Genomic DNA, 23669 nt, shown 5'->3' on the forward strand with positions numbered 1-23669 from the left:
AAGTGATGGGAGTGTCTTCAGTCAGAACGGGGGCCCATACGGGCCCCTCGTCGCAGACTTGAACCTTCAGGCTTTGCACTCGGCCCACAGATAGGGCGCAACATTCTTCTGGTTCAAAGTCACACCCAGACCCACGTCGGACGGCACGACCAGCTTGCCACCCTTGATGCGGTCTTCGAGCGGGTTCTCCAGCACCTGGACATACTTCGGCGAATCTGGGAAGTACGGGTAGATCTCCAGGGTCATGAAGTTCGGCATGGTCACGCTCACCTGCAGGGTGGCCGCGGTGCACAGCATGCTTGCGCAGTTATGAGGTGCGACACGCATGTTGTAAGCCTCGGCCATTGCCGCGATCTTCTTGGTCTCGGACAGGCCGCCGGTGTTGCCGACATCCGGCTGGACAATGTCGACCACCTGCTTCTCGACCAGGCGACGGAAACCCTGGCGGGTATACAGACGTTCGCCTGCAGCCATGGAGGTGTTGGTGGCACCAGCGATCTTGGCCATTGCACCGACATCGAAGGCATCGCAAGGCTCTTCAATCCAGGTGATACCCAGATCCTCATAGCGTTTGATCAAGCGGATGCTTTCATCAGTGGTAAGGCCGCCGCTCAGGTCGATGTAGACCTCAACCTCAGAACCCGCCACTTCAACAAGCTTCTTCACGCGCTGATAGGCCAGCTCCATGAATTCGCGATCATGGGCACGACGGGTCACATGACGCAGACGACCTTTCTCGTCCTGGGTCGCCAGGGGATAGCACTTCAGTGCGCGATAGCCATCGGCGATCGGTCGCTCAGCGGCATGGGCCCAGGAGTCGGCATCCACGCAATGGTAGTTCCAGCCGTTGGCGTAGACCGGGACCTCATCGAAGACCTTGCCGCCGAAGAACTCGTATACCGGCAGATTCGTGGCCTTGCCCTTGATATCCCACAGCGCCTGCTCAATAGCGCTGATGCCGGAGAAGACGATGGCGCCACCGCCCTTGGCCCAGAAGGAATGGTCGTACATCTCGGTGAAGAGTTGCTCAATGCGGAACGGGTCTTTACCGATGATGAGGCGCTCGCAGAGGTCCTTGATCATCCCTGCTGCAGCGGTCGCACCCAGACCGTAGGCGATGGCAGCTTCGCCAATGCCGGTGATGCCTTCGTCGGTGGTGAGTTCGACGATGATCGGCTTGACGTAACCGCTCTCGACCAGGAAGACCTTTGCAGAAGTAATTTTCATGTTGAGTACTCCGTAGTTCCTCAGCTGACGCATTGATTTGGTGCCGGATATCGCCATCGGCAGCCCGTTGGTGTGTAATGAAGATCAGGGAGTAACACTCTCATTGTCAACAATCCAAAAACCACGCAAAGCACTGATTATTCTATGTATTCATCTCTTATTTGAGTCTCATTCTTGCGATTGTGAACAGGGAATAACCGCCCTCCACCAAAGAGTGAGACAGAACTGAAAAAGCTGAGAATTCCCCTCTCAAGAACTTGCAAATATTTCATGTTAAATACACCACAAGATCACTCAGTTTCGGCGGACCCGAATGAGTTTCAGCAGCAAGGATCGAAAAGAACGTCGGGCAGGCCGAATCAAATGAGCAAGCAATCCATCGAAAATCAGACCTTGGCTTCTAAGCGTCAGCCGGCTGATGAACAGGCAGTACAGGTGCTTCGGAAATCAGTCCTACAGGCAGAGCTTGAACCGGGATCGCGCGTGACTGAGAACGGGTTGGCCGACCTGTTCGCGCTATCTCGTGGCGCTATCCGATCGGCACTTCACCACCTCTCCCAAGAAGGGCTGTTCTTGAAGATTCCGTACTGTGGTTGGGCAGTCATGCCGATATCATCGGCAGATGCCTGGGAGCTCTATACGTTGAGAGCGAACCTGGAAATGTTGGCAGCTTCGCTGGCCAGCCAGAACATGGACAGCAGCAGCTCCACCGAGCTGCTTCGGGCATTCGAAGAACTGGCCAATGCCTGCCGTAAACAGGATCGAACACAAGTAGCCGAGGCAGACTTCAAGCTGCACAAAACGATCGTGACCCTTTCGCGACACAAGCGCCTGCAGCAGCAATATCGCATCGTTCAGCAGCAGATCCGGGTCTATATCGCGTCCAGTGATGCCCTCACGCCTGACTTCCAGACATTCATCGATCACCACCGCCCGATCGTGGACGCCATTCTGGCTAGAGATGCTGACCTGGCCGCAAAGCTCTCCTCAGAGCACAACCTCTCGGAAGGCAAGAAGTTGCATCGCCATTTACTGACATTGGAGTCCGCCCGGATCCAGGCGTAACGACCATACCGAGTACAGTTCGGAGGCGCTCCGGGACGACTCAGAAAGGGATTAGGGGGAACTCTGAGTAAACTGGATACTTCGCGCACATCCGCGTGATGCGACGCGTCACGAACGCCTCGACCTCAATGCCTCCGGGATTGTCTAGGATGTCGCAGATCCATCCAGCAACCTCTGCACAGTGGGACGGTCCCAAGCCTCGTGTCGTGATAGCGGTAGTACCCAATCGCAGATAGTCGGGTTCAGCACCGTGACCAGGCCAGCGACCAGACTCCATACATATCCCGCTTCGGCGAAGCACCTGCTCCACCCCTACCGACTGAGGCGGTCGCCCGGCCAATCCAACCAATACCGGGCCGCCCTCCTCCAAACACGAACGCAGCTCGTACCCTCGACAAGAAAACGCACCCGCGACGGCACGGACGTTTTCCAGCACCTGGACCTGATAACTCTGAAAAGATGGGGACATCGCCTCCTTGAGACACAAAGCTTTCGCAGCCAAGTTACCGGAAGAGATGCGCACGATAGGGTCCCGCTCAACTGCCACAGCATTGAGCATCTGCTGCAACGACCTGTCTGCCTTGGCGAGAATCATCCCCCCTTCAGGGCCGCGCAACGTGGAACCAGTCGATGCGATGGCGAGATCCACGAAAGGCACAGGGCTCAAGCAAAGGCCCGCCGCTACCATTCCGGCGATAAGTGTGAAGTCCACCACCAGATAGGCCCTGGCTTTGTCCGCTATCGCGCGTAGCCTGAAGTAGTCGATTCTCCGTCCAATGCCTGCGGCCTTTACCACCAGCAGCCTCGGTCTCAGCAACTGCACCCTTCGCTCTATAACGTCGAGATCAAGGCCGGAGGGATCGACCTCATCATGATGGGAACAATTGAAGGCTGCCCTGGCCGTGACAAATTTGCCGGCTTGGAGGGCATGACCATTGCCGACCCAGCCGACACTGAGAATGCCATCCCCCATGTCCAGCAGAGCGTCGCAAATGGATGCAATTGCCTGCTCTACAGACGCGGGTGTCACGCAGGCGTAATCAGCATTGAACAATTGTCGAGCACGATCTGCAGCCAGCGCTTCGAACTCGCATCTCCCCATGAGAGATAATCCGCTATCGAAGCTTCCCCCAAGTGCATCCAGGATCTGGGGGCTGACATGGTTGGCAGAGGCACGTAGATCCAGACAGCTTTCGACGCGCCACGCGGCATCACTCAAGGCAGTGAACAGATCCTTGTCATAGGACCGGAGTCGATTGAATCTGCTTTGCATACTGCCCTCTGGTATTGCGTACCCGTCCAAGGTGCCTCGACTCGCGCTTAGCTACCTCGGATATTCATTCCTACTCAGATCGCGGCGGGGGCCACCACCCCCGCCGAATCCGACCTCAGCATCAGCTGGCGATATTCAGCTCCACGGCTTGATGCAGCCCACGCCCTTTCCACAGCAGGCAGTGATTGCGCTCGGGGTCGCTGAGGTTGATCGACTCGATGATGCCCACGAAGATGGTGTGAGAAAAACCATCGAAGCAATTGCCGATCTTGCAGACCATTCCGGCCGGAGCGTCCTTCAGGATCGGCACGGCAAAGTCTTCCAGATCCCAATCGGACTCGGAGAAGCGGTCAGCCCCTTTGCTCTTGGTGAAGCGGTCCACCACGTGCGCCTGCAGCGGGGACAACAGGTTCACACCGAAATAGCCGTGGTTGAGAATCGCATCGTGAGCCGAAGCCGACTTGTTGATGCACACAATGACGGACGGCGGTTCAGCGGACAGACTGCAGACCGCAGTCGCAATCAAGCCGACCGGCTTGTCGCCCTCGAAACTGGTAATGGCATTCACTGCGCCGGCAAACCGGCCCATTGCTTCACGAAATTCCTGAGTCAACATGGCAGATACCTCTCTGGTTTGAAGGGCTCGGCCCGAGCAGCACATGCCACCAGGGCCGAGAGCGTCACTGGTTAAGGCACGAGACGAATTTGGTGGTCAAATAGCCGTCGAGAGCTTCGATACCGCCCTCGGAGCCGTAACCTGAATCCCTGACGCCGCCGTAAGGTGTTTCAGCCAGCGCCAGGCCCAGGTGATTGATGGTGAGCATTCCCGAATCGACGCGACGGGAAAGGGTGTCCGCCACCGACTGGGTACGAGTCCAGGCGTAGGAAGCCAGACCAAACGGAAGTCGGTTCGCCTCCTGCAAGGCCTCTTCGACTTCATCAAAAGAGCGAACCAGAGCAACGGGGCCGAAAGGCTCTTCGCTCATGGCAGCCATTTCTGCGGTGACACCGGTCAGCACTGTCGGCTCGAAGAAGTAACCTTCCTTATCGATACGATTACCGCCAGCCGCCACGCTGGCACCCTTGGCAACGGCATCCTTCACCAGGCGCTCTACTGCCTGCAGACGGCGCTCGTTGATCAACGGACCAACCTGGGTATCAGGTGCCAGGCCATCACCAACCTTGAGCGCGGACGCAGCCGACGAGAACATCTCGACAAACTGGTCATGTACACCGCGTTGAACGATGAAGCGGGTCGGCGAGATACAAACTTGGCCGGCGTTGCGGTACTTGAACGCGATGAGTGCCTGGCACGCCGCTTGAAGGTCTGCATCGTTGCAGATGATCACCGGAGCATGTCCACCCAGCTCCATGGTGACCCGCTTCATGTGGCTACCTGCAAGGGCAGCCAGATGTTTGCCAACGGGCACGGAACCGGTGAAGGACACTTTGCGAATGATCGGATGCGGAATGCAGTACGAGGAAATCTCGGCAGGAACCCCGTAGATCAGGCCGAGCGTACCAGCGGGAACGCCGGCGTCGGCGAAGCAGCGGAACATTGCAGCAGGAGCAGCAGGAGTCTCCTCAGGTCCCTTGATGATGATCGAGCAACCCGCGGCCAGAGCGGGACCGACTTTGCGCAGAATCTGGCTGACAGGGAAGTTCCAGGGCGTGAACCCGATGCATGGCCCAACGGCTTCCTTGTTGGCAAGTTGGGTTACACCTGGCAGGCGGGCCGGAATGATACGGCCGTAAGTGCGACGCGCCTCCTCAGCGAACCAGTCGATCAGGTCGGCGCCGGAGTTGACCTCCATGCGGGCTTCGGCCAGCGGCTTACCCTCTTCCAGGGTGATCAGCGTGGCGATCTCCTCAACGCGCTCACGGAGCAGCGTGGCAGCGCGACGCATGATTTTACTGCGTTCAAAAACGGAGACGTTCTGCCAAGCCTTGAAGCCGGCCTGAGCGGCCTCGAGTACGTCATCGAGGTCCGCACGGCTCGCATGCGCAACGCTTCCGATGACCTTTCCGGTAGCCGGGTTGACTACATCTTCCCGGCGCCCTTCGGAACCCTCGCGCCATACCCCGTTGATGAACAAATTCACTGCTGGATAAGCCATGCTAACTCCTGCGCTTCTCATACTGGCTCTGCCAGTTGGTCGTTGGATTTGCATGCAGTCCAGGAATCGCGGTCGGTTTGCTGCTTTGAAACCGTGGGCCCTGAACTGCTCGTTAGCCTGACTTGAGCAAGTTCGGTGCCACAAAGAAAAACACTTTATAATCAGATACTTAGACAAACAGAAAAGCGGGATTCTCAGTATTGAGATGAGCCCGGAGCTGCTTTTTCTCTTTTTCTCAAGCTTTGTGAAAGTCAGGCATTCTCAATTCAGAGGCGAGCTGTTCCCAAGCGATTAACAGTTCGATACCCGACATCACTTTTCTACGGTCGCGAATCACCGGCCCCATCAGCGAAAAAGGCGACCTCAAGGTCGCCTTTTTCGCTTCTGCCGTTCTGCTTATCGAATTGTCTGCCCGTGAACCTGCTGGTCGGCGTGGTAGGAGGAACGAACCAGCGGACCGGAAGCTACGTTCTTGAAGCCCATTTCGGCGCCTTTCTCGGCGAACCAGGCGAAGGTGTCCGGGTGGACAAAGCGCTGCACCGGCAGGTGGCTGCGTGAGGGCTGCAAGTACTGGCCGAGGGTCAGCATGTCGATCTCGTGCTCGCGCATGCGCTGCATCGTTTCGATCACCTCGTCGTCAGTCTCGCCCAGGCCCAGCATCAGGCCAGACTTGGTAGGCACATGAGGTACGCGCTGCTTGAAGTTCTCCAGCAGGTCCAGGGACCACTCGAAATCGGAGCCCGGACGCGCGGCCTTGTACAGGCGCGGCACGGTTTCCAGATTGTGGTTGAACACATCTGGCGGCTCTTGCTCGGTGATGGCCAGCGCCACATCCATGCGCCCGCGGTAGTCCGGCACCAAGGTTTCCAACTGGATACCCGGAGAGAGCTTGCGGATCTCGCGCAGGCAGTCGACGAAGTGCTGGGCGCCACCATCGCGCAGGTCGTCGCGGTCCACCGAGGTAATCACCACATACTTCAGACGCAGGTCGGCGATGGCGACCGCGAGGTTTTTCGGCTCGTCCGGGTCAAGCGGCTTCGGCCGGCCGTGCCCGACGTCGCAGAAGGGGCAGCGACGGGTGCAGATGTCGCCCATGATCATGAAAGTAGCGGTACCACCAGAGAAACACTCGCCCAGGTTCGGGCAGGAGGCCTCTTCGCAGACGCTGTGCAGCTTGTGCTTGCGCAGCAGTTGCTTGATGCGCGCCACTTCAGGAGAGGTCGCGATGGGTACGCGAATCCAATCGGGTTTGCGCGGCACCTCCTCGGTGGGAATGATCTTCACCGGGATGCGCGCTACCTTCTCGGCGCCGCGCAGTTTGACGCCCACTTCGACGGCGGACCGGGATGTAGCAGTCATGCGTAAGCCCCATGAAAAAAGAAAGGCGGGGATTGCCCCCCGCCTTGAATCCCCGGGCCGGCAAAGTAGGCTTTCGGGGCAGACGAGGATCGATCAACCGCGGTAGTAGCGCTGCGGAACGAAAGGAGTCTTGGCCACAAGCATGGGGACTTGCTTGCCGCGCACAACAGCAAACACTTCCGAGCCCAATGCGTTGTGAGGCGCTTTCACATATCCCATCGCCAGCGGGCCACCGAGGCTTGGGCCGAAACCACCACTCGTGACCTGACCAATTACGGTGCCTTCGGCATCGACAATTTCCGCCCCTTCACGCACAGGAATACGCTCTTGCGGCAGTAGACCAACACGCTTGCTGACGACTCCTTCCTGCTGCTGGGCGAAAATCATGTCGTCTCCCGGGAAACCACCAGCTCGTACACCATCCGCGCGACGTGCTTTGGAAATGGCCCAAGCAAGGCTAGCTTCGATCGGGGACGTGAATTGGTCCATGTCGTGACCGTATAGGCACAGGCCGGCTTCCAGGCGCAGCGAATCGCGGGCGCCGAGACCGATGGGCTGGACTTCCGGCTGCTCCAGCAGAGCGCGAGCCAGGGCTTCGGCGTGCTCAACCGGAACGGAAATCTCATAGCCATCTTCACCGGTGTAACCGGAGCGGCTGACATAGCAATCCACGCCCATCAACTCGAGCTTGGTGAACTGCATAAAGGTCATACCGGCCACGTCCGGCGCCAAGCGACTCAGCGCCTGAGCGGCCTGGGGCCCCTGCAACGCGATCAGGGCACGAGACTTGAACAGCGACTCGATTACACAGCGATCACCAATGTGGCGCACCAGGTGAGCCAGGTCCTGATCCTTGCAGGCAGCATTGACCACTACGAACAGTTCATTCTCGGACAGGCGTGCGACCATCAGGTCATCAAGGATGCCGCCTTCGACGTTGGTGAACAGGGCATAGCGCTGCATGCCGACAGGCAGATCAACGATATCGACAGGCACCAGGCTTTCCAGAGCAATGGCTGCTTGAGCGCCGCGCAGGATGATCTGGCCCATGTGGGACACGTCGAACAGGCCAGCCTGCTCACGGGTGTGCAGGTGCTCTTTGAGCACGCCCAGCGGGTATTGCACCGGCATGTCGTAGCCAGCAAAAGGCACCATGCGGGCACCGAGTTCGAGGTGCAGCGCATGCAGTGCAGTCTTGGCAAGATTCTCAGTGGTCATGTAATTCTCTCCAGAAGGTGCGCCACGCGCACCAGTGTTGATTCGTTGATACGCACGGCACCGTACGACGGCTTCAGCATTCGATGATGTTCACAGCGAGGCCACCGCGGGCGGTTTCCTTGTATTTACTCTTCATGTCGGCGCCGGTCTGGCGCATGGTGCGGATCACCTTGTCGAGCGAGATGAAGTGCTGGCCGTCGCCGCGCAGGGCCATGCGCGCGGCGTTGATGGCCTTCACCGAGCCCATCGCGTTGCGCTCGATGCAGGGCACCTGGACCAGGCCGCCGACCGGGTCGCAGGTCAGCCCGAGGTTGTGCTCCATGCCGATCTCGGCGGCGTTCTCCACCTGCTGCGGGGTGCCGCCGAGGACTTCGCAGAGGGCGCCGGCGGCCATCGAGCAGGCCACGCCGACCTCGCCCTGGCAGCCGACCTCGGCGCCGGAGATGGAGGCGTTCTCCTTGTAGAGGATGCCGATGGCGGCGGCAGTGAGCAGAAAGCGCTTAACGCCCTCCTCATCCGCGCCCGTGATGAAGCGGCTGTAGTAGTGCAGCACCGCCGGCACGATGCCGGCCGCGCCGTTGGTGGGCGCGGTGACCACACGGCCGCCGGTGGCGTTTTCCTCGTTCACCGCCAGGGCGTAGAGGTTGACCCAGTCGAGCACGGAGAGGCTGTCGCGCAGGTTGGCTTCCGGCTGCTCGCTGAGCTGGCGGTAGAGCGCGGCGGCGCGGCGCTTGACCTTGAGCCCGCCGGGCATGATGCCTTCCTTGCGACAGCCGGCCTTCACGCAGTCCTGCATCACTTGCCAGATCTTCAGCAGGCCCCTACTGGTTTCCTCGGGGCTGCGCCAGACCTTTTCGTTCTCCCACATCAGCTCGCTTACAGACAGCCCATGCCTGGTGCACTGATCCAGCAACTCCTTGGCGGTGCGGAACGGATAGGGTAGCGGCGTGCGATCCTCGACAATGCGATCAACCCCAACAGCGGCTTCATCCACGACGAACCCACCGCCCACCGAATAGAATTCCCTGCTGCGAAGCTGGATGCCTGCGTCATCGAAAGCGCGGAACACCATACCGTTGGGATGGTAAGGGAGCGGCTTGCGAATCATCGCCAGATGCTCCTTTTCCACGAAACGAATAGGTTTCTCGCCCAGCAGATTGATATTGCCTTCGACACGTATCGCAGCCAGGCGTCCTTCCACACTCTCGGTATCCACGCTATCCGGCTGCTCGCCTTCAAAGCCGAGCAACACGGCCTTGTCACTGCCGTGTCCTTTGCCCGTAGCACCCAGCGATCCATACAACTCAGCCCGAACACTGGCCACACGTTCCAGCAGGCCATCGGACTTCAGCCCCTGGGCAAATCCCGCTGCGGCTCGCATCGGGCCCACGGTATGCGAGCTCGATGGACCGATACCCACCTTGAACAGATCGAAAACGCTTAGCGACATTTCTCGACTCCCGTGAGCCCTTCGGTGATCAGGCTGCGTATACCGGGAAGCGAGCGCAAAGCCCCGCAACCTGGCGCGCTACCTGAGCCTCGACATCGGCATCGCCGAGGTGGTCGAGAATGTCGCAGATCCAGCTCGCGAGGGCGCGGCACTCCGAAACCTGGAATCCTCGAGTGGTCACCGCCGGAGTACCGATGCGAATGCCCGAGGTCACAAAGGGCGACTGGGGATCGTTGGGCACAGCGTTCTTGTTCACGGTGATACCCACGCGATCAAGGGCTGCGTCAGCATCTTTACCAGTGAGGCCTTGCTTGATCAGGCTGAGCAAGAACAGGTGATTGTCGGTACCACCAGAGACCACGTCGTAACCGCGGCCGACGAAAACCTCCGCCATGGCGCGCGCATTGGCGATGACCTGTGCCTGGTACTCCTTGAAGGAGGGATCCAGCGCTTCCTTGAAGCACACGGCCTTGGCCGCGATAACGTGCATCAGCGGGCCACCCTGAGCGCCAGGGAACACGGCGGAGTTCAGCTTCTTCTCCAGGTCAGGATTGGAGCGAGCCAGGATCAGGCCACCGCGCGGGCCACGCAGGGTCTTGTGAGTGGTGGTGGTGACCACGTCGGCATGGGGCAGCGGGTTCGGGTACAGGCCGGCGGCGACCAAGCCAGCGACGTGAGCCATGTCGACGAAGAGGTAGGAACCGACCTTGTCAGCGATTCGACGAAAACGCTCGAAATCGACCACGCGCGAGTAAGCCGAGAAACCGGCGACGATCATCTTCGGCTGATGCTCGAGGGCCAGGCGTTCGACTTCTGCATAGTCGATCAAGCCGTAGGCATCGATACCGTATTGCACGGCGTTGTACAGCTTGCCGGAAGACGACACCTTGGCACCGTGGGTCAGGTGGCCGCCATGCGCCAGGCTCATGCCGAGAATGGTATCGCCAGGCTGAAGCAGAGCCAGATAGACCGCTGCGTTGGCCTGGGAGCCGGAGTGCGGCTGGACGTTGGCGTAATCGGCACCAAACAGTTTCTTGGCGCGATCGATGGCCAGTTGCTCCACCACATCCACGTGCTCGCAGCCGCCGTAGTAACGCTTGCCCGGATAGCCCTCGGCGTACTTGTTGGTCAGCTCGGTACCCTGGGCCTGCATTACCTGCGGGCTGGTGTAGTTCTCCGAAGCGATCAACTCGATATGGTCTTCCTGACGCTGGGCCTCGTGGCGAATAGCATCGAAGAGCGCAGGGTCAAAATCGGACAGGGTGACACTCTTATGGAACATGTTCGTATCCTTTAGATTCGGGGCGGAGGTATGGCCCGGAAGAACTCCGGGCCATAGGCGTCAGGCGTCCTGATACGCCGACATGGGCAAGCAGGCGCAGGCCAGATTGCGGTCGCCGTAGACGTTGTCGACGCGGCCCACCGGCGGCCAGTACTTGCCATCGATCAAGCTGGCGGTGGGGTACACGGCCAGTTCGCGGCTGTAGCGATGGGTCCACTCACCGACCAGCTCCGCGGCGGTGTGCGGGGCGTTCTTCAGCGGGTTGTCGTCCTGGTCCAACTCGCCGGCCTCTACCGCGCGGATTTCCTCGCGGATGCGGATCATCGCGTCGCAGAAGCGGTCCAACTCTTCCTTCGACTCACTCTCGGTAGGCTCCACCATCAGGGTGCCAGCCACCGGGAAGGACATGGTCGGGGCGTGGAAGCCGTAGTCGATCAGGCGCTTGGCCACGTCCTCCACACTGATGCCGCTGGTTTCTTTGAGCGGGCGCAGATCGAGGATGCACTCGTGGGCGACCAGACCGTTTTCGCCGGTGTAGAGCACCGGGTAGTGCTCCTCCAGGCGACGGGCGATGTAGTTGGCACTGAGGATGGCCAACTGAGAGGCGCGCTTGAGGCCTTCGCCGCCCATCATGCGGATGTACATCCAGGTGATCGGCAGGATGCTGGCGCTGCCGAAGGGAGCCGCACTGACCGCACCGAGCTTCCGCTCCATGTGGCAATGGCCGGGCAGGAAAGGCGCCAGATGGGATTTCACGCCGATCGGACCCACGCCCGGACCGCCACCACCGTGGGGGATGCAGAAGGTCTTGTGCAGGTTCAGGTGGGACACGTCGCCACCGAACTGGCCCGGTGCGCAGAGGCCGACCATGGCGTTCATGTTGGCGCCGTCGATGTACACCTGGCCGCCGTTGGCGTGGATGATCTCGCAGATCTCGCGGATGCCCTCCTCGAACACACCATGGGTGGACGGGTAGGTGATCATCAGTGCGGCGAGGCGGTTCTGGTGCTCCTCGGCCTTGGCCTTGAGGTCGGCGATGTCCACGTTGCCACGGGCGTCGCAGGCGGTCACCACCACACGCATACCCGCCATCTGAGCGGTGGCCGGGTTGGTGCCGTGGGCCGATTGCGGGATCAGGCAGATGTCACGCTGACCTTCGCCACGGCTGGCGTGGTAGGCGCGGATGGCGAGCAGACCGGCGTACTCGCCCTGGGAGCCAGCGTTGGGCTGCAGGGATACGGCGTCATAACCGGTGGCCTTGCACAGCATGGCCTCGAGTTCGTTGGTCAGCTCCAGGTAGCCCTGGGACTGCTCGACGGGCGCGAAGGGATGCAAGGCACCAAACTCCGGCCAGGTCACTGGGATCATCTCACTGGCGGCGTTCAGCTTCATGGTGCAGGAACCCAGCGGGATCATGGTGCGATCCAGGGCCAGGTCCTTGTCGGCCAGCTTGCGCAGGTAGCGCATCAGCTCGGTTTCCGAGTGGTAGCGATTGAACACTTCGTGCTGCAGGAAGGCAGACTCACGCAGCAGCTTCGAAGGCAGGCAATCGCCAGTGCTGGCAGCCAGAGCCTTGAAGTCAGGCAGGGTCTGGCCTTGGCTGGCAAACACCGACCAGAGTGCTTCGACGCTGGCGGCGTCGCAGGTCTCGTCCAGGGAAATACCCACACGCACGTCGTCCAGTACCCGCAGGTTGATGCGCGTAGCCTGGGCAGCTGCATGTACTTCCTTGGCGGTGGTCGAGGAAACGATGCTCAGGGTGTCGAAGAAATGGTATTGCTCAACCTGATGGCCAAGCTGAGTCAGGCCCTGAGCCAGGATGGCGGTCAAACGGTGCACGCGGCGGGCGATGCCAGCCAGGCCCTGCGGGCCGTGGTAAACGGCATACATGCTGGCAATGTTGGCCAGCAGCACCTGGGCGGTGCAGATGTTGCTGGTGGCCTTCTCACGGCGGATGTGCTGCTCACGGGTCTGCATGGCCAGGCGCAGGGCCGGCTTGCCGTGGCGGTCAATCGAAATGCCCACCAAGCGGCCGGGCATATCGCGCTTGAAGGTATCGCGGGTGGCGAAGTAGGCCGCGTGCGGGCCGCCAAAGCCCAGAGGTACGCCGAAGCGCTGAGCACTCCCCAGCACCACGTCAGCACCAAACTCGCCGGGCGGGGTCAGCAGGGTCAGGGCCAGCAGATCCGCAGCTACGGCAACCAGGGCACCCGCAGCATGGAAGCGCTCCACCAGCTCGCGGTAGTCGAAGATGTCGCCATCGGTGGCCGGGTACTGCAGCAGCGCTCCGAAGTAGGCGCTGGCGTCATCAATCTCATGCTCGTCACCGATAACCACCTCAATACCAAGAGGTTCAGCGCGAGTACGCAGCACGTCCAGCGTTTGCGGATGGCAATAGCGGGAAGCAAAGAAAGCGTTGCTGCGCTTGTTCTTCGCCAGACGCTTGCAGAAGGTCATCGCCTCCGCCGCAGCAGTCCCCTCATCCAGCAATGAAGCATTGGCAATTTCCATCCCAGTGAGGTCACTGACCAGGGTCTGGAAGTTCAGCAGCGCCTCCAGGCGGCCCTGGGAGATTTCCGGCTGGTAGGGGGTGTAGGCGGTGTACCAGGCCGGATTTTCCAGCAGGTTACGCAGGATCGGGGGCGGGGTGTGACAAGGGTAATAACCCTGCCCGATATGGCTCTTGAACAGCTGATTCTTCGCGGCGATCGCCTTGATGGCGGCCAAGGCCTCGGCTTCGCCCTGCCCTGCCGGCAGGTCGAGCACGCTGGTGCCCTTGATGCTCTCTGGAATGACGCTGGCAATCAGCGCTTCCAGGGAATCATGGCCGGTCAGCGCCAACATGGCGGAGATATCCGCCTCACGTGGGCCGATATGACGAGCGATGAACTCGTTGCTCGTTCCCAGGGAAAGATGTGCTTGGCTCATGGCATTCCCCGGCTCAGGCGTTTTCGGCAAGGAAGCTGTCGTAGGCAGACTGATCCATCAGTGCCTCCAGAGCTTCAGGATTTTCCGGGCGAAAGCGGAAGAACCAACCTGCTTGTAGGGGAGACTCATTGACCAACTCGGGGGTGTCGGCGAGCGCCTGATTCACCTCCAGCACTTCGCCGGTCAACGGCATGGTGATGTTGCTGGCGGCCTTCACCGACTCCAGCACTGCGACTTCTTGACCCTCCTCGTAGCTACCAGCATCCGGAAGCTGCACGAACACGACGTCGCCCAAGGCCTCCTGGGCGTAGCTGGTAATACCTACGGTTACGTCACCGGAAGCGTCGATACGCAGCCATTCGTGATCAGGGGTAAAACGCAGAATGCTCATGGATCTTCCTCTTGTAATCAGTTGTTTTCCGAACCATCAAGGCTCGGCTGAACGAGGAAAGAGCAAGAGCAGTGCCAACAAAAAATAATTAGCTGCAAGCCAACAAAGTCCCCTTTGAGTCGACTTGAGATACTCCACGCGGAACGAAAGCATTACGGACTCTATTGAAGTTTAGAAGGAGCAAATCCGCTGAAACCCAAGTGGTAGAAGGCTCCCGACCAAATGGATTAAATACGCTCCACTGGAGCGAAATTGATCCAGGCTTACACAGAACTGCCAAACAGAATCTCAATTAAATCTAGCGGCTGGGACTTTGTCGCAATTTCTAGATTTCCAAGTTGAGATTCGAGCGAGATGAATGGTGTGGAAATCCATGCCTTACGCTTTGGAGGAAATCCCATACTTTCTGAGACGTTGCCCGATAGCGGTATGAGAGGTATTCAGCCGCGCCGCCAGCTGTCTGGTGGAGGGATAAGCAGTGAAGAGCCTTTGTAATAGATTCTTCTCGTAACCTTGCATCGCCTCTTCCAGACTGGTGACTTCCAATGGCTCTGTTGCTTGGCTACCAAGCGCCGTACCAGCCAGCTCCAGACTGTCGCAATCAATCACCTCAGACTCACAAATGGCAGCAGCACGAAAAACCACGTTTTGGAGCTGCCGCACATTCCCGGGCCAGCGATTCACCAGAAGTGCGGCACTGGCGGCCGTTGCCAATCGGCATGGGGAACGCTGGATCTGGGCGCAGGCCTGTCGGAGAAAGTGCTCAGCAAGCACAAGGATGTCCTGCCCACGTTCGCGCAACGGTGGCACCACTAGGTTGAGTACGTTCAACCGATAGTAGAGGTCCTCCCGGAACCCCTCCTCCTCCACCATGCGCTCCAGGTTGCGGTGAGTGGCGCAGAGCACCCGCACGTTCACATTCACCTCGCGGTCGCCACCGATACGGCGGAAGGAGCCATCGCTGAGAAAGCGCAGCAGCTTGGCCTGAAGATAGGACGACATCTCCCCCACTTCGTCGAGGAACACCGTACCGCTGTCGGCCAGCTCCAGCAGCCCCGGCTTGCCACCACGCTGGGCGCCACTGAACGCGCCTGCGGCGTAGCCGAACAGCTCGCTCTCGGCCAGGTTTTCTGGGAGCGCAGCACAATTGAGCGCCAAGAATGGGGCATCCCGACGGGCACTGAGCGCATGACAAGCTCGGGCCACCAACTCCTTACCGGTTCCGGTTTCGCCCTGAATCAGCAACGGAGCTTCCAGGTTGGCCACCTTACGGAGACGCGTCTTCAGCGCTTTGAGCTCCGGCGATTTGCCAAGGAGTGCCTCCATGCCTTCAGCATGATCGTGGTGCAACGAAGCAAGACGTTCGCCAATACGGCTCGGCGGGTAGAGCGTGAGTAACCCCCCACCCCCTCCGCTTACCGGAGTGGCATCCATCAGCAGGGCCTGCCCCTTGAACCTCACTTCACACATGGGCAGACGAAAGCCTTTCTCGACGAGCTTCTGAGCCAGGTCCGGCTCAGCAAAAAGTGCCGACAAGTGCTCGCCGGCTGGCTCACGACCACACAGTCCGGTCAGTGACGGATTGGCCAGTAACACATGGCCGCGGGAATCTACTGCCAGGATCGGATCATTCACGGCAGCCAACAGAGCATCGAGCTGCAGGCGTCGGCGCTGGCCAGGCAAGATGTCGACGAGCTCCACAGACTTAACCCCATCCACTTGCAACAAAGCTTGATGGAGTTCTTCCAGTACTGTCTGGGAGAGAGATGGAGCATCGATGTAGACGTTCGGTGGAATCATCTCCACCGCGTCCAAATTGAGATTGCGAGCACCCAGGAGTGCCAGGACTTCCTGAGTAATACCCACGCGATCGATGAAAGAAACGTGAATTCGCATGACTACCAGAGCGTATAAAAGCGGCAGGAGACCTCCTGCCGCTATCGGCCTATCGCACCCCTATCCTCAAGCCGAGGATTTTTGGCAGCGCAGCAAGGCTTCGTGCAGCAATATCTGACCGCTGCTCAGCCTCCTCCGCCTCCTCGCATCGCAGAATGCCCCAGCGAATCGCGTTAGCGCCGATGTACTTGAAGGGCTCGGGCGGCAAGCGAGGCACTTTGCGAGCGCAGAATGGAGATTGGCTCCACTGGTCTTTAACGCCAAGCACCAGAGACGACAAGCATCGGCCTGCAATCCATGTGGCGTTGACGCCATGACCGGAATAGCCGCCTCCGTAGTAGATCCCGCGTCGCAAGGTCTTGAAGAATGGCAGTCGGTCCGCCGATACATCGATTGGCCACCCCCAACTCTTCGCGAACCCAGCTTGTGCCACCTCAGGCAATAGCCTGGCCATGCCTCTTCGCGCCCTCTCCTTGGTCGCTTCGTCCCCATAAAGCAGTGGATTCGCCGTCTGACTGCCGAAGCCAATGGGTCCAGAGCCGGATCCCATGAGCACACGATTGTCTTTGGTTCGCCGGAAGTAGTGCAGGAACATCCTGAAGTCGCTTGCCCCTACACCGTGATTCCAACCAAGTCTCGAGAGGGCATCCGGTACCTCTCGTGACATGGTCGCGAAACTGGAGAAGAGACTCATCCGTGCTCCAACTTCGGGAATGGCGGAGAGGCCCACATTGGTAGCCAGGACCACGTGGCCAGCGCGGAGTCGTCCGTGCTTGGTTATCACCGAATGGATCCGTGCCTCATCAATGCGCCCCACGGGCGACTGCTCATAGATGCTGACACCTGCTGCCACGGCAGCATCCCTAAGAGCCAGAACCAGACGACCTGGATGCACGTTCGCCGCTTCGGGAAAGTACAGTGAGGAGCCAAACACAGGGGCGTCGATCATCTCCCTGGTTTCGGACTGGCTGATCTTCTGGATGAATCGACCGGCACCCAGTTCGTCGCATTCGCGCCAGTAATCGACCAGCTTGCGCTCCTGCGCCGGGCAGGTAGCGACGCGAATACTCCCCTCCTCTCGCCACCACACGTCAACGCCGGGCCGATTCGCAAATTTGCGAATCGCGTCCTGGGCGTCACTGCCCAGGCGCGCGATTTCCAGCGCGGACTCAATTCCGATGGTCTGAACGTTGCTGTTCAGGGATGCCCAGTAGCCATGGACCATCCCACCATTGCGACTGCTAGCCCCATCCCCGACCCGCGATGCCTCCACTAACGCCACTGAAAGATGAGGCGCTCGCTCACGCAACGCGAGAGCAGTCCAGAGACCTGTAAACCCCCCACCGATGATGACAACGTCCACATCTTTGGTGCCGGTCAGCACTGTGCTGGCCGGCCCATAGCTGTAATTGGCGTCTTCACGCCACCACGACCACAAGCGGGAATCCGCTCCGGGAAGCGCCGGCTGGAGATCCATCTACTTGCCTCCGGTTCCAGCGATGGAACGGCCACGAATGAAGTCAGACAACCGCTCACCCAGCATCATCGACGGCGCGTTGGTGTTACCCGAAACCAGTGTCGGCATGATCGAGGTATCGGCGACGCGAAGTCCCTCAATGCCGTGCACGCGGAACTGGGGATCCACTACAGCCATGTCATCGGTGCCCATCTTGCAAGCGCCAGACGGATGCAGCGCGCCCTGCGCAGTCTCCCTGACGAAACGCATGCGATCTTCCAGGGTGTTGAGCGGCTGGAGCGGGCGGTAGGAGCGCGCAACGTACTTGCTCAATGCCGACTGCTGCATGATTTCCTGGCCAATGCGTACGCCTTCCGCCAGACACTCTACGTCGTAAGGGTCGGCCAGGTAGTTAGGATCAACCAGCGGCGCGGAGTTCGGGTTGCCATCGCGCAGGCGAATGGTTCCACGAGAGCGCGGACGGGTCTGATAGACGTTGAGCGTGCAACCATTGCCACTCGGCACCGAGTCAGCCCCTTCTTCCACACCGGCGCCGGGGAGGAAGTGGTATTGGAGATTCGGCAGCGGATCGTCGTCCTTGCCGTACCAGAACAAGCCACCTTCGCAGATGTTCGAGGTAACGGGCCCATTACGGAACAACGCATACTGAAGACCGGCCCAAGCCTGCCAGTGAAGCTTCTTGTACTTGTCGTAACTGTGAGGACCGGTGAGCTCGTAGATCAGGAACATATCGACGTGATCCTGCAGATTCTCACCAACCCCTTTCAGGTCATGCACCACCGGCACACCAACCGAGCGCAGGTGGTCCGCCGGGCCGATGCCTGAACGCAGCAGCAGAGTCGGGGAACCGATCGCACCTGCACTAACGATGACTTCTCGCTCTGCACGGAGAACTTTGCGCTGGTTGCCCTGCTGGTACTCAACGCCAACAGCGCGGCCATTCTCGACGAGAACTCTGAGCACCTTGGAATTGGTTTCGATCCGCAGGTTGCGTCGGCCACGCGCCGGGTTCAGGTAGGCAACCGCTGCACTGCAACGCAGTCCATCGCGCATGGTGACCTGGTAAAGACCGCAGCCCGCCTGTTTGCCTGAGTTGAAGTCCGGGTTGTAGTTGATCCCGTTCTCCTGGCAAGCCTTCAGCCATGCCTTGGTCAGGTAGTGGGTATGGCGCTGATCAGACACACCCAGGGGGCCGCCCTGTCCGTGCGCTTCCCCGGAGAAACGTTCATTGTCTTCAGCACGCTTGAAGTACGGCAGAACGTCCTTGTACGACCAGCCATCGCAGCCCAACTCGCCCCAATGGTCGTAGTCTTCTGGGCAGCCCCGCATGTACACCATCGCGTTGACCGAACTGCCACCACCGAGGACGCGCCCCTGGACCATTTCCGGCGTGATCCCGCCCTGGTGAATCTGGGGTTGCAGCGTATAGCGACTCAGCAGTTGCCCCTTGGCGGTCTTGAAGTAGGTCACGGGCATGTGAATGTAAGGGTTCCAGTCCCGAGGCCCCTGCTCGAAGAGGGTCACGCTGACACCAGAATCCTCGCTAAGCCTGGAGGCTGCCGCGCAAGCAGCAGGACCGCCGCCTACAACGATATAGTCAACCACCTTGCTCTCCTTCACGTTCATTGCATGACTTAAATCTAGGTTACGGGGCGCTTCATTTATAGTCATTGGTTGAGTACCACTACAGCTTCAGGCGACCAGCTCAAACGAACTTGCTCACCGGGTTTATGACGGACACCAGAAACCGGACGGGTTTCCTGGCAATTTATAGTGCTGGCATTGCCAGTTCTTACCTGATAGACAACACGGCTTCCTATGAACGTGACATCTTCAAGGGTCCCAACGATGGAGTTCACGTCTCCATGAACATTGCCATCCAAAACCTCGCTAATATTCACCGACTCCGGGCGAATTGAGAGGGAGACTGATTCGCCCTCTTTGACCTTTCTTGCAATGCCCTTGACTAGAATCGAAGACGACTGGATATCGGCTACACCACCGTTAACACCAGTCACCTGCCCCTCCAAAATATTCGTCTCACCAAAGAACTTCGCACAAAATAGAGTTTCCGGTGCGCCGTACAAATCCTGTGGCGACCCCAACTGCTCGATCTGCCCTCTATTCATTAGCACTACTCGATCAGAAAGAATCATTGCCTCGTCCTGATCGTGAGTGACATAAACAAAAGTCGTACCGGTTTCATCATGAATACGACGCAACTCTTTGAGCATGTGATGGCGAATCTTCAGATCAAGTGCCGCCAAAGGCTCATCGAGAAGTAATACATCGGGGTGGTTCACCAACGCCCGCGCAAGTGCAACCCTCTGCGACTGCCCGCCGCTCAGTTCGTTGATCCAGCGATTGGCCATGGAGTCAAGTTGAACAAGATGAAGCATGGCCAGAACCTTGGACTTCACTTCCTTTTCGGGCATATTTCTCAAGCGGAGGCCGAATGCAACGTTATCGAACACATCCAGGTGTGGAAACAGCGCATACCGCTGGAAGACCATGTTGACACTTCGACGCTCCGGCGGAAGATGCGTCGCATCCACACCACCGATAAGAAGTTCACCTTTGGTGGGTTCTTCAAATCCGGCGATGATCCGCATCAAAGTCGTCTTACCACAACCACTCGGTCCCAGCAGGGTCAGAATCTCCCCTTTCTCGATCTTAAGATTGACGTCATTCAAAGCCGTGAATGGGCCGAACGTTTTCCGAACGCTGTTCAGTTCCACGATGTACTTGCTCATCTTCTTCGACCCTCGAAATAGACTTTCTGGACTTGATTGCTGCGCGACGCTGAAGCCAATAAATCAGGCCTCCCAGCATGATGACGACAAGAGAAAGAGCGAACGCGACCATCGAGGCAGCGTTAATAGTCGGGTCAACCGTCCGACGCATCATTGACCAGACCATCATCGGCAAAGTGGTGTCATTTCCACTGACAAATACGGTGATGATCAACTCGTCAAACGAGAGTGCGAAGACGAGTACAGAGGCCCCCAAAATGCTGGGCCTCAATATGGGCAAGGTCACTAGGCGGAACGACTGCCAGGTTGTGGCACCAAGATCTCGAGCAGCCTCTTCCAGAGACTGGTCGAAGTACTCAATACGCGAACGCATGGTTGCCACGAAGAACGGCAACGCATACAGGATGTGCGCAATGGTCACACTGACCAGAGAGCGCCCAATGCCAACCTGGGCGAACCAGATGATCAGGGAGATTCCGAGGAATAGCCCTGGCAGGCCGATTGGAACGGAGCAGATCGCAGCGATGGCTGCCTTTGCTCGCCCCTTGATCCTGATCATGGCAAGCGCCACTGTCGCGCCGAGAACAGTTGTGCCAATCGAAGCGGCTGTGGCGACGATGATGCTGTTCCAGAGCGAAGTAGTGAATGTGGGATTACTGAAGATCTGTTCGTACCAGCGGAGACTGAAACCTTCAAACGGAAACACCAGTGAAGGCACGCTATGAAAACTGAACAGGGCAATGATGAAGATCGGCGCATACAGAAACGCCAGATATAACCAAAGATATGCTCGCAGCATCATTTCTCTTTACTCCCCTGATCAAGATCATGGTAACGACGGCCAGGAGCAAGTCGGAGAACACTGAGCATCTGAGTAAAGATCAGATACACCCCACCAAAGAGAAACAGCGTGATGAATGCCATAGCTGCACCCAAGGGCCAGTTTCCTGCACTTCGAAACTGGTTGGCGATGAGCAGTCCACTGGTGACACCATCCCGCCCGCCAAGAAGTTGTGGGGTTATATAGTCGCCCGCAGCCAGGATGAATGTGAACATAAAGGCCGAGACAATCCCCTTGTATGACATGGGAATGATGACCTTTGTGAACACCCTGACTCCAGATGCCCCCAAGTCTCGCGCGGCATCGATGTAATCCGTTTTCACATCGCGCAACGCCGAGACCAAGAGCAGAAGTGCAAATGGAAACATGATATGAACAAGTGTTAGAACAGACGCAAATGGACTGAACAGGATGAAATCGATAGGCTCGCTGATAATCCCCATCTGCATTAGGCTGGTATTGATCAGGCCATTAGTGCCCAGGATTGTTCGCCAGGCATACACTCTCACCAGATAGCTTGAAAACCACGACAAGAGAATCAGGTAGAGCGCATTGTTATTAGCCGTTTTATAGACGATGTAGTAGGCAGCGGGAAAACTTAGTACAACCGAGGCAACCGCCGTCCAAAGACCATTTTGAAATCCAGTCAGACTGGTCTTCCAGAACCCCTCGGCACCTAGCGTCCTGGTGTAATTGTTTATATTGAATGTCGGATCGATGACAAAGGACTTGGCGGTCCAGAAACTGCAAAGAATCAGCAGTATGCAGGGCAATATGAAGAAGAACAGCATGAACGCCATGGACGGAGAGGCCAGATAGCCTCCCAACAACCTCTGGCGCTGGGTAATACTGAGTCGCATAGAGCACCCCTTCCACGTTAAAGCCATAGCCAACCGCCCCAACTAGGGCAGCAACTTCATTTTTGGCAGTCGCAGGAAACTTCCGAATCAACGGTGGCGAAGCACAATCGCATCAGAAGTGAAGGGCAGATTATGGGAACTGAATTAATCATGAACATGCAAGGTTTCTCCTATGTCAGACGCAAAAAACTTGGGGGCGTCCTTTTCTTGTTTAGTAAGGAGTTCTTTTTTGCAGATAACCGGCATGGGCCTCTTTCCGGTAAGGCCCATGCCGTACCACTTAGGACGGCTGCTTCAGGGAAGCGCAGTAGTCCTTCAGCTTCGGCATAACTTCCTGAGCCAGGAGCTGCATGGAGCGCTGGTGGATCTTGGGCTGCTCCCAATCCTTCTGGGTGGCGAGAAGAGTGCCGAACGGAGCGCCGACGTAATCCACGAACGCAACCAGCTTATCCAGCACGGTTTTCGGCGAGCCCGACATGACCATCCATTCCAGGCATTTCTCGCGAGTCACTTCGCTGTCAGGAATATCCGGGCTCGGCTTGAGGATCTTCTGCATGTTGAATGCAGCCATGTCCTCGATGATGTAGTCGTAGTACCAGCCGTAGCTCGAGCTCGGGTTGGCCAGGTAGTCGGCAGCCTCGCCATCGGTGTCGGTCACCAGGATGGAGCGAGCTACACGCCATTGCTCAGGATCCGCGCGGCGGCCGGCGTTCTCGCAACCGATCAGGTACTGCTCCCAGTGGGACTTGGCGTACACCGGCGGAATGAAGTTCGCACTCACGATGCTCCAGCCACGCTCGGCAGCCTGGCGGGCACTACTGGAGTGCGGACTCATGACCGAGATAGCCAGAGGCGGATGAGGCTGCTGGTAAGGCTTGAGCATTGGCCCGAAACCAAGCGACGGAATCAGGTTCTTCTCGAGGACCACGTTCCAGTATTTGCCCTGAATACGGTAGGGCGGATCCGAAGCCCAGATCTTGTGGATGATCTCGACGGACTCGACGGTCATCTCAGCACGGTTCATTTCCTGAGTGCCGAAAAGCTCCATGTCGGAAACCAGGCCACCCGGGCCAACGCCCATGATGAAACGGCCCTTGGACAGATGGTCGAACTGAGCGACGTCACCCGCGACAGCGGCCGGGTGATGTTGCGGCAGGTTGATCACGCCGGTGGCGAACTTGATGTTCTTGGTCTGATCGATCAGGGATGCGAAGAACTGCAGCGGGTTGGCAATCGGCTCCGAACTGCAGCTGTAATGCTCGCCAACCCAAACTTCGGAGTAACCGAGTTCATCGGCAAGAATAACGGCTTGCCGATCCTGATGCAGCATTTCGGTGTAATTACGCCGCGGATCATGCAGCGGCATCATGAAAAGACCGAGTTTCATAGTGACTCCTTTATTGTTTACCGGCTGGTGTCTGCCCGAGCTTCTGGCAAAACCAGTGAATAGCCACGCATAACACGAAGAGGGACCTGGGTACCGCTAGGGCTCATCGGCCAGCAGCTTCACTGGTTCCAAAATCGCTAGATGC

18 protein-coding genes are annotated in these 23669 nt (G+C 58.5%); 1 reads left to right on the top strand and 17 read right to left on the bottom strand.

Going from position 1 to position 23669, the window contains the following annotated elements; genetic code table 11:
- Positions 1 to 66: 66 nt before the first annotated feature.
- Complete coding sequence (locus FXN65_RS20150) at positions 67 to 1227, bottom strand: mandelate racemase/muconate lactonizing enzyme family protein (RefSeq protein ID WP_151135720.1); 1161 nt, start codon at positions 1225 to 1227, stop codon at positions 67 to 69.
- 363 nt (positions 1228 to 1590) lie between these two features.
- Between FXN65_RS20150 and FXN65_RS20155 the strand changes: the two genes are divergently transcribed.
- Positions 1591 to 2292, top strand: a complete 702-nt coding sequence (locus FXN65_RS20155) for a GntR family transcriptional regulator (protein WP_178119371.1) — start codon at positions 1591 to 1593, stop codon at positions 2290 to 2292.
- Positions 2293 to 2332: 40 nt separating this feature from the next.
- On the opposite strand, the gene FXN65_RS20160 is transcribed toward FXN65_RS20155, so the two are convergent.
- The 16 genes from FXN65_RS20160 to FXN65_RS20235 all read right to left on the bottom strand — a co-directional run bounded on the left by FXN65_RS20160 (position 2333) and on the right by FXN65_RS20235 (position 23524).
- Positions 2333 to 3565 (bottom strand): PLP-dependent aminotransferase family protein, encoded by a 1233-nt coding sequence (locus FXN65_RS20160; protein WP_151135724.1) that lies wholly within the window; start codon positions 3563 to 3565, stop codon positions 2333 to 2335.
- Positions 3566 to 3686: 121 nt separating this feature from the next.
- Positions 3687 to 4181, bottom strand: coding sequence for a flavin reductase family protein (locus tag FXN65_RS20165; protein ID WP_178119372.1), 495 nt, complete (start codon positions 4179 to 4181; stop codon positions 3687 to 3689).
- Positions 4182 to 4245: 64 nt separating this feature from the next.
- Positions 4246 to 5682 carry an NAD-dependent succinate-semialdehyde dehydrogenase gene (locus FXN65_RS20170; protein WP_151135728.1) on the bottom strand — a complete coding sequence of 479 codons (1437 nt, stop codon included), beginning with the start codon at positions 5680 to 5682 and terminating at the stop codon, positions 4246 to 4248.
- Between the two features lie 396 nt (positions 5683 to 6078).
- Positions 6079 to 7041 (bottom strand): lipoyl synthase, encoded by a 963-nt coding sequence (gene lipA, locus FXN65_RS20175; protein WP_151135730.1) that lies wholly within the window; start codon positions 7039 to 7041, stop codon positions 6079 to 6081.
- Between the two features lie 93 nt (positions 7042 to 7134).
- Positions 7135 to 8259 (bottom strand): glycine cleavage system aminomethyltransferase GcvT, encoded by a 1125-nt coding sequence (gcvT, locus tag FXN65_RS20180; RefSeq protein ID WP_151135732.1) that lies wholly within the window; start codon positions 8257 to 8259, stop codon positions 7135 to 7137.
- Between the two features lie 73 nt (positions 8260 to 8332).
- Positions 8333 to 9709, bottom strand: coding sequence for an L-serine ammonia-lyase (locus FXN65_RS20185; RefSeq protein WP_151135734.1), 1377 nt, complete (start codon positions 9707 to 9709; stop codon positions 8333 to 8335).
- Positions 9710 to 9737: 28 nt separating this feature from the next.
- Complete coding sequence (gene glyA, locus FXN65_RS20190) at positions 9738 to 10991, bottom strand: serine hydroxymethyltransferase (protein ID WP_151135736.1); 1254 nt, start codon at positions 10989 to 10991, stop codon at positions 9738 to 9740.
- 60 nt (positions 10992 to 11051) lie between these two features.
- Positions 11052 to 13919 carry an aminomethyl-transferring glycine dehydrogenase gene (gcvP, locus tag FXN65_RS20195; protein ID WP_151135738.1) on the bottom strand — a complete coding sequence of 956 codons (2868 nt, stop codon included), beginning with the start codon at positions 13917 to 13919 and terminating at the stop codon, positions 11052 to 11054.
- Between the two features lie 13 nt (positions 13920 to 13932).
- A complete protein-coding gene (gene gcvH, locus FXN65_RS20200) occupies positions 13933 to 14310 on the bottom strand; it encodes a glycine cleavage system protein GcvH (protein ID WP_151135740.1) in 378 nt (125 codons plus the stop codon).
- A gap of 378 nt (positions 14311 to 14688) precedes the next feature.
- Positions 14689 to 16206, bottom strand: a complete 1518-nt coding sequence (locus tag FXN65_RS20205) for a sigma-54-dependent transcriptional regulator (RefSeq protein WP_151135742.1) — start codon at positions 16204 to 16206, stop codon at positions 14689 to 14691.
- 49 nt (positions 16207 to 16255) lie between these two features.
- A complete protein-coding gene (locus FXN65_RS20210; RefSeq protein WP_151135744.1) occupies positions 16256 to 17683 on the bottom strand; it encodes an NAD(P)/FAD-dependent oxidoreductase in 1428 nt (475 codons plus the stop codon).
- Entirely contained in the window at positions 17684 to 19288 is a 1605-nt protein-coding gene (locus FXN65_RS20215; protein WP_151135746.1) for a GMC family oxidoreductase, read from the bottom strand. It abuts the gene before it with no gap.
- A 62-nt stretch (positions 19289 to 19350) separates the two neighbouring features.
- Positions 19351 to 20436, bottom strand: a complete 1086-nt coding sequence (locus FXN65_RS20220; protein WP_151135748.1) for an ABC transporter ATP-binding protein — start codon at positions 20434 to 20436, stop codon at positions 19351 to 19353.
- A complete protein-coding gene (locus tag FXN65_RS20225) occupies positions 20369 to 21238 on the bottom strand; it encodes an ABC transporter permease (RefSeq protein ID WP_244620688.1) in 870 nt (289 codons plus the stop codon). The genes FXN65_RS20220 and FXN65_RS20225 overlap by 68 nt, the downstream gene beginning before the upstream one ends.
- Positions 21235 to 22137 carry an ABC transporter permease gene (locus FXN65_RS20230; RefSeq protein ID WP_151135750.1) on the bottom strand — a complete coding sequence of 301 codons (903 nt, stop codon included), beginning with the start codon at positions 22135 to 22137 and terminating at the stop codon, positions 21235 to 21237. The genes FXN65_RS20225 and FXN65_RS20230 overlap by 4 nt, the downstream gene beginning before the upstream one ends.
- A gap of 280 nt (positions 22138 to 22417) precedes the next feature.
- Positions 22418 to 23524: an LLM class flavin-dependent oxidoreductase gene (locus FXN65_RS20235; RefSeq protein WP_151135752.1), complete on the bottom strand. Its 1107-nt coding sequence runs from the start codon at positions 23522 to 23524 to the stop codon at positions 22418 to 22420.
- Positions 23525 to 23669: the final 145 nt, after the last annotated feature.

Origin of the sequence: Pseudomonas lalkuanensis, from assembly GCF_008807375.1 — a bacterium.
Classification (GTDB): domain Bacteria; phylum Pseudomonadota; class Gammaproteobacteria; order Pseudomonadales; family Pseudomonadaceae; genus Metapseudomonas; species Metapseudomonas lalkuanensis.

Excerpts from the sequence above, each read along its gene's own strand:
- FXN65_RS20165 (WP_178119372.1), bottom strand. The coding sequence starts at position 4,181 with ATGTTGACTCAGGAATTTCGTGAAGCAATGGGCCGGTTTGCCGGCGCA.
- FXN65_RS20170 (WP_151135728.1), bottom strand. The coding sequence starts at position 5,682 with ATGGCTTATCCAGCAGTGAATTTGTTCATCAACGGGGTATGGCGCGAG.
- FXN65_RS20205 (WP_151135742.1), bottom strand. The coding sequence starts at position 16,206 with ATGCGAATTCACGTTTCTTTCATCGATCGCGTGGGTATTACTCAGGAA.
- FXN65_RS20235 (WP_151135752.1), bottom strand. The coding sequence starts at position 23,524 with ATGAAACTCGGTCTTTTCATGATGCCGCTGCATGATCCGCGGCGTAAT.
- gcvH (WP_151135740.1), bottom strand. The coding sequence starts at position 14,310 with ATGAGCATTCTGCGTTTTACCCCTGATCACGAATGGCTGCGTATCGAC.
- FXN65_RS20155 (WP_178119371.1), top strand. The coding sequence starts at position 1,591 with ATGAGCAAGCAATCCATCGAAAATCAGACCTTGGCTTCTAAGCGTCAG.
- FXN65_RS20230 (WP_151135750.1), bottom strand. The coding sequence starts at position 22,137 with ATGCGACTCAGTATTACCCAGCGCCAGAGGTTGTTGGGAGGCTATCTG.
- FXN65_RS20185 (WP_151135734.1), bottom strand. The coding sequence starts at position 9,709 with ATGTCGCTAAGCGTTTTCGATCTGTTCAAGGTGGGTATCGGTCCATCG.
- lipA (WP_151135730.1), bottom strand. The coding sequence starts at position 7,041 with ATGACTGCTACATCCCGGTCCGCCGTCGAAGTGGGCGTCAAACTGCGC.
- gcvP (WP_151135738.1), bottom strand. The coding sequence starts at position 13,919 with ATGAGCCAAGCACATCTTTCCCTGGGAACGAGCAACGAGTTCATCGCT.
- FXN65_RS20220 (WP_151135748.1), bottom strand. The coding sequence starts at position 20,436 with ATGAGCAAGTACATCGTGGAACTGAACAGCGTTCGGAAAACGTTCGGC.
- FXN65_RS20160 (WP_151135724.1), bottom strand. The coding sequence starts at position 3,565 with ATGCAAAGCAGATTCAATCGACTCCGGTCCTATGACAAGGATCTGTTC.
- FXN65_RS20210 (WP_151135744.1), bottom strand. The coding sequence starts at position 17,683 with ATGGATCTCCAGCCGGCGCTTCCCGGAGCGGATTCCCGCTTGTGGTCG.
- FXN65_RS20150 (WP_151135720.1), bottom strand. The coding sequence starts at position 1,227 with ATGAAAATTACTTCTGCAAAGGTCTTCCTGGTCGAGAGCGGTTACGTC.
- gcvT (WP_151135732.1), bottom strand. The coding sequence starts at position 8,259 with ATGACCACTGAGAATCTTGCCAAGACTGCACTGCATGCGCTGCACCTC.
- FXN65_RS20225 (WP_244620688.1), bottom strand. The coding sequence starts at position 21,238 with ATGATGCTGCGAGCATATCTTTGGTTATATCTGGCGTTTCTGTATGCG.
- glyA (WP_151135736.1), bottom strand. The coding sequence starts at position 10,991 with ATGTTCCATAAGAGTGTCACCCTGTCCGATTTTGACCCTGCGCTCTTC.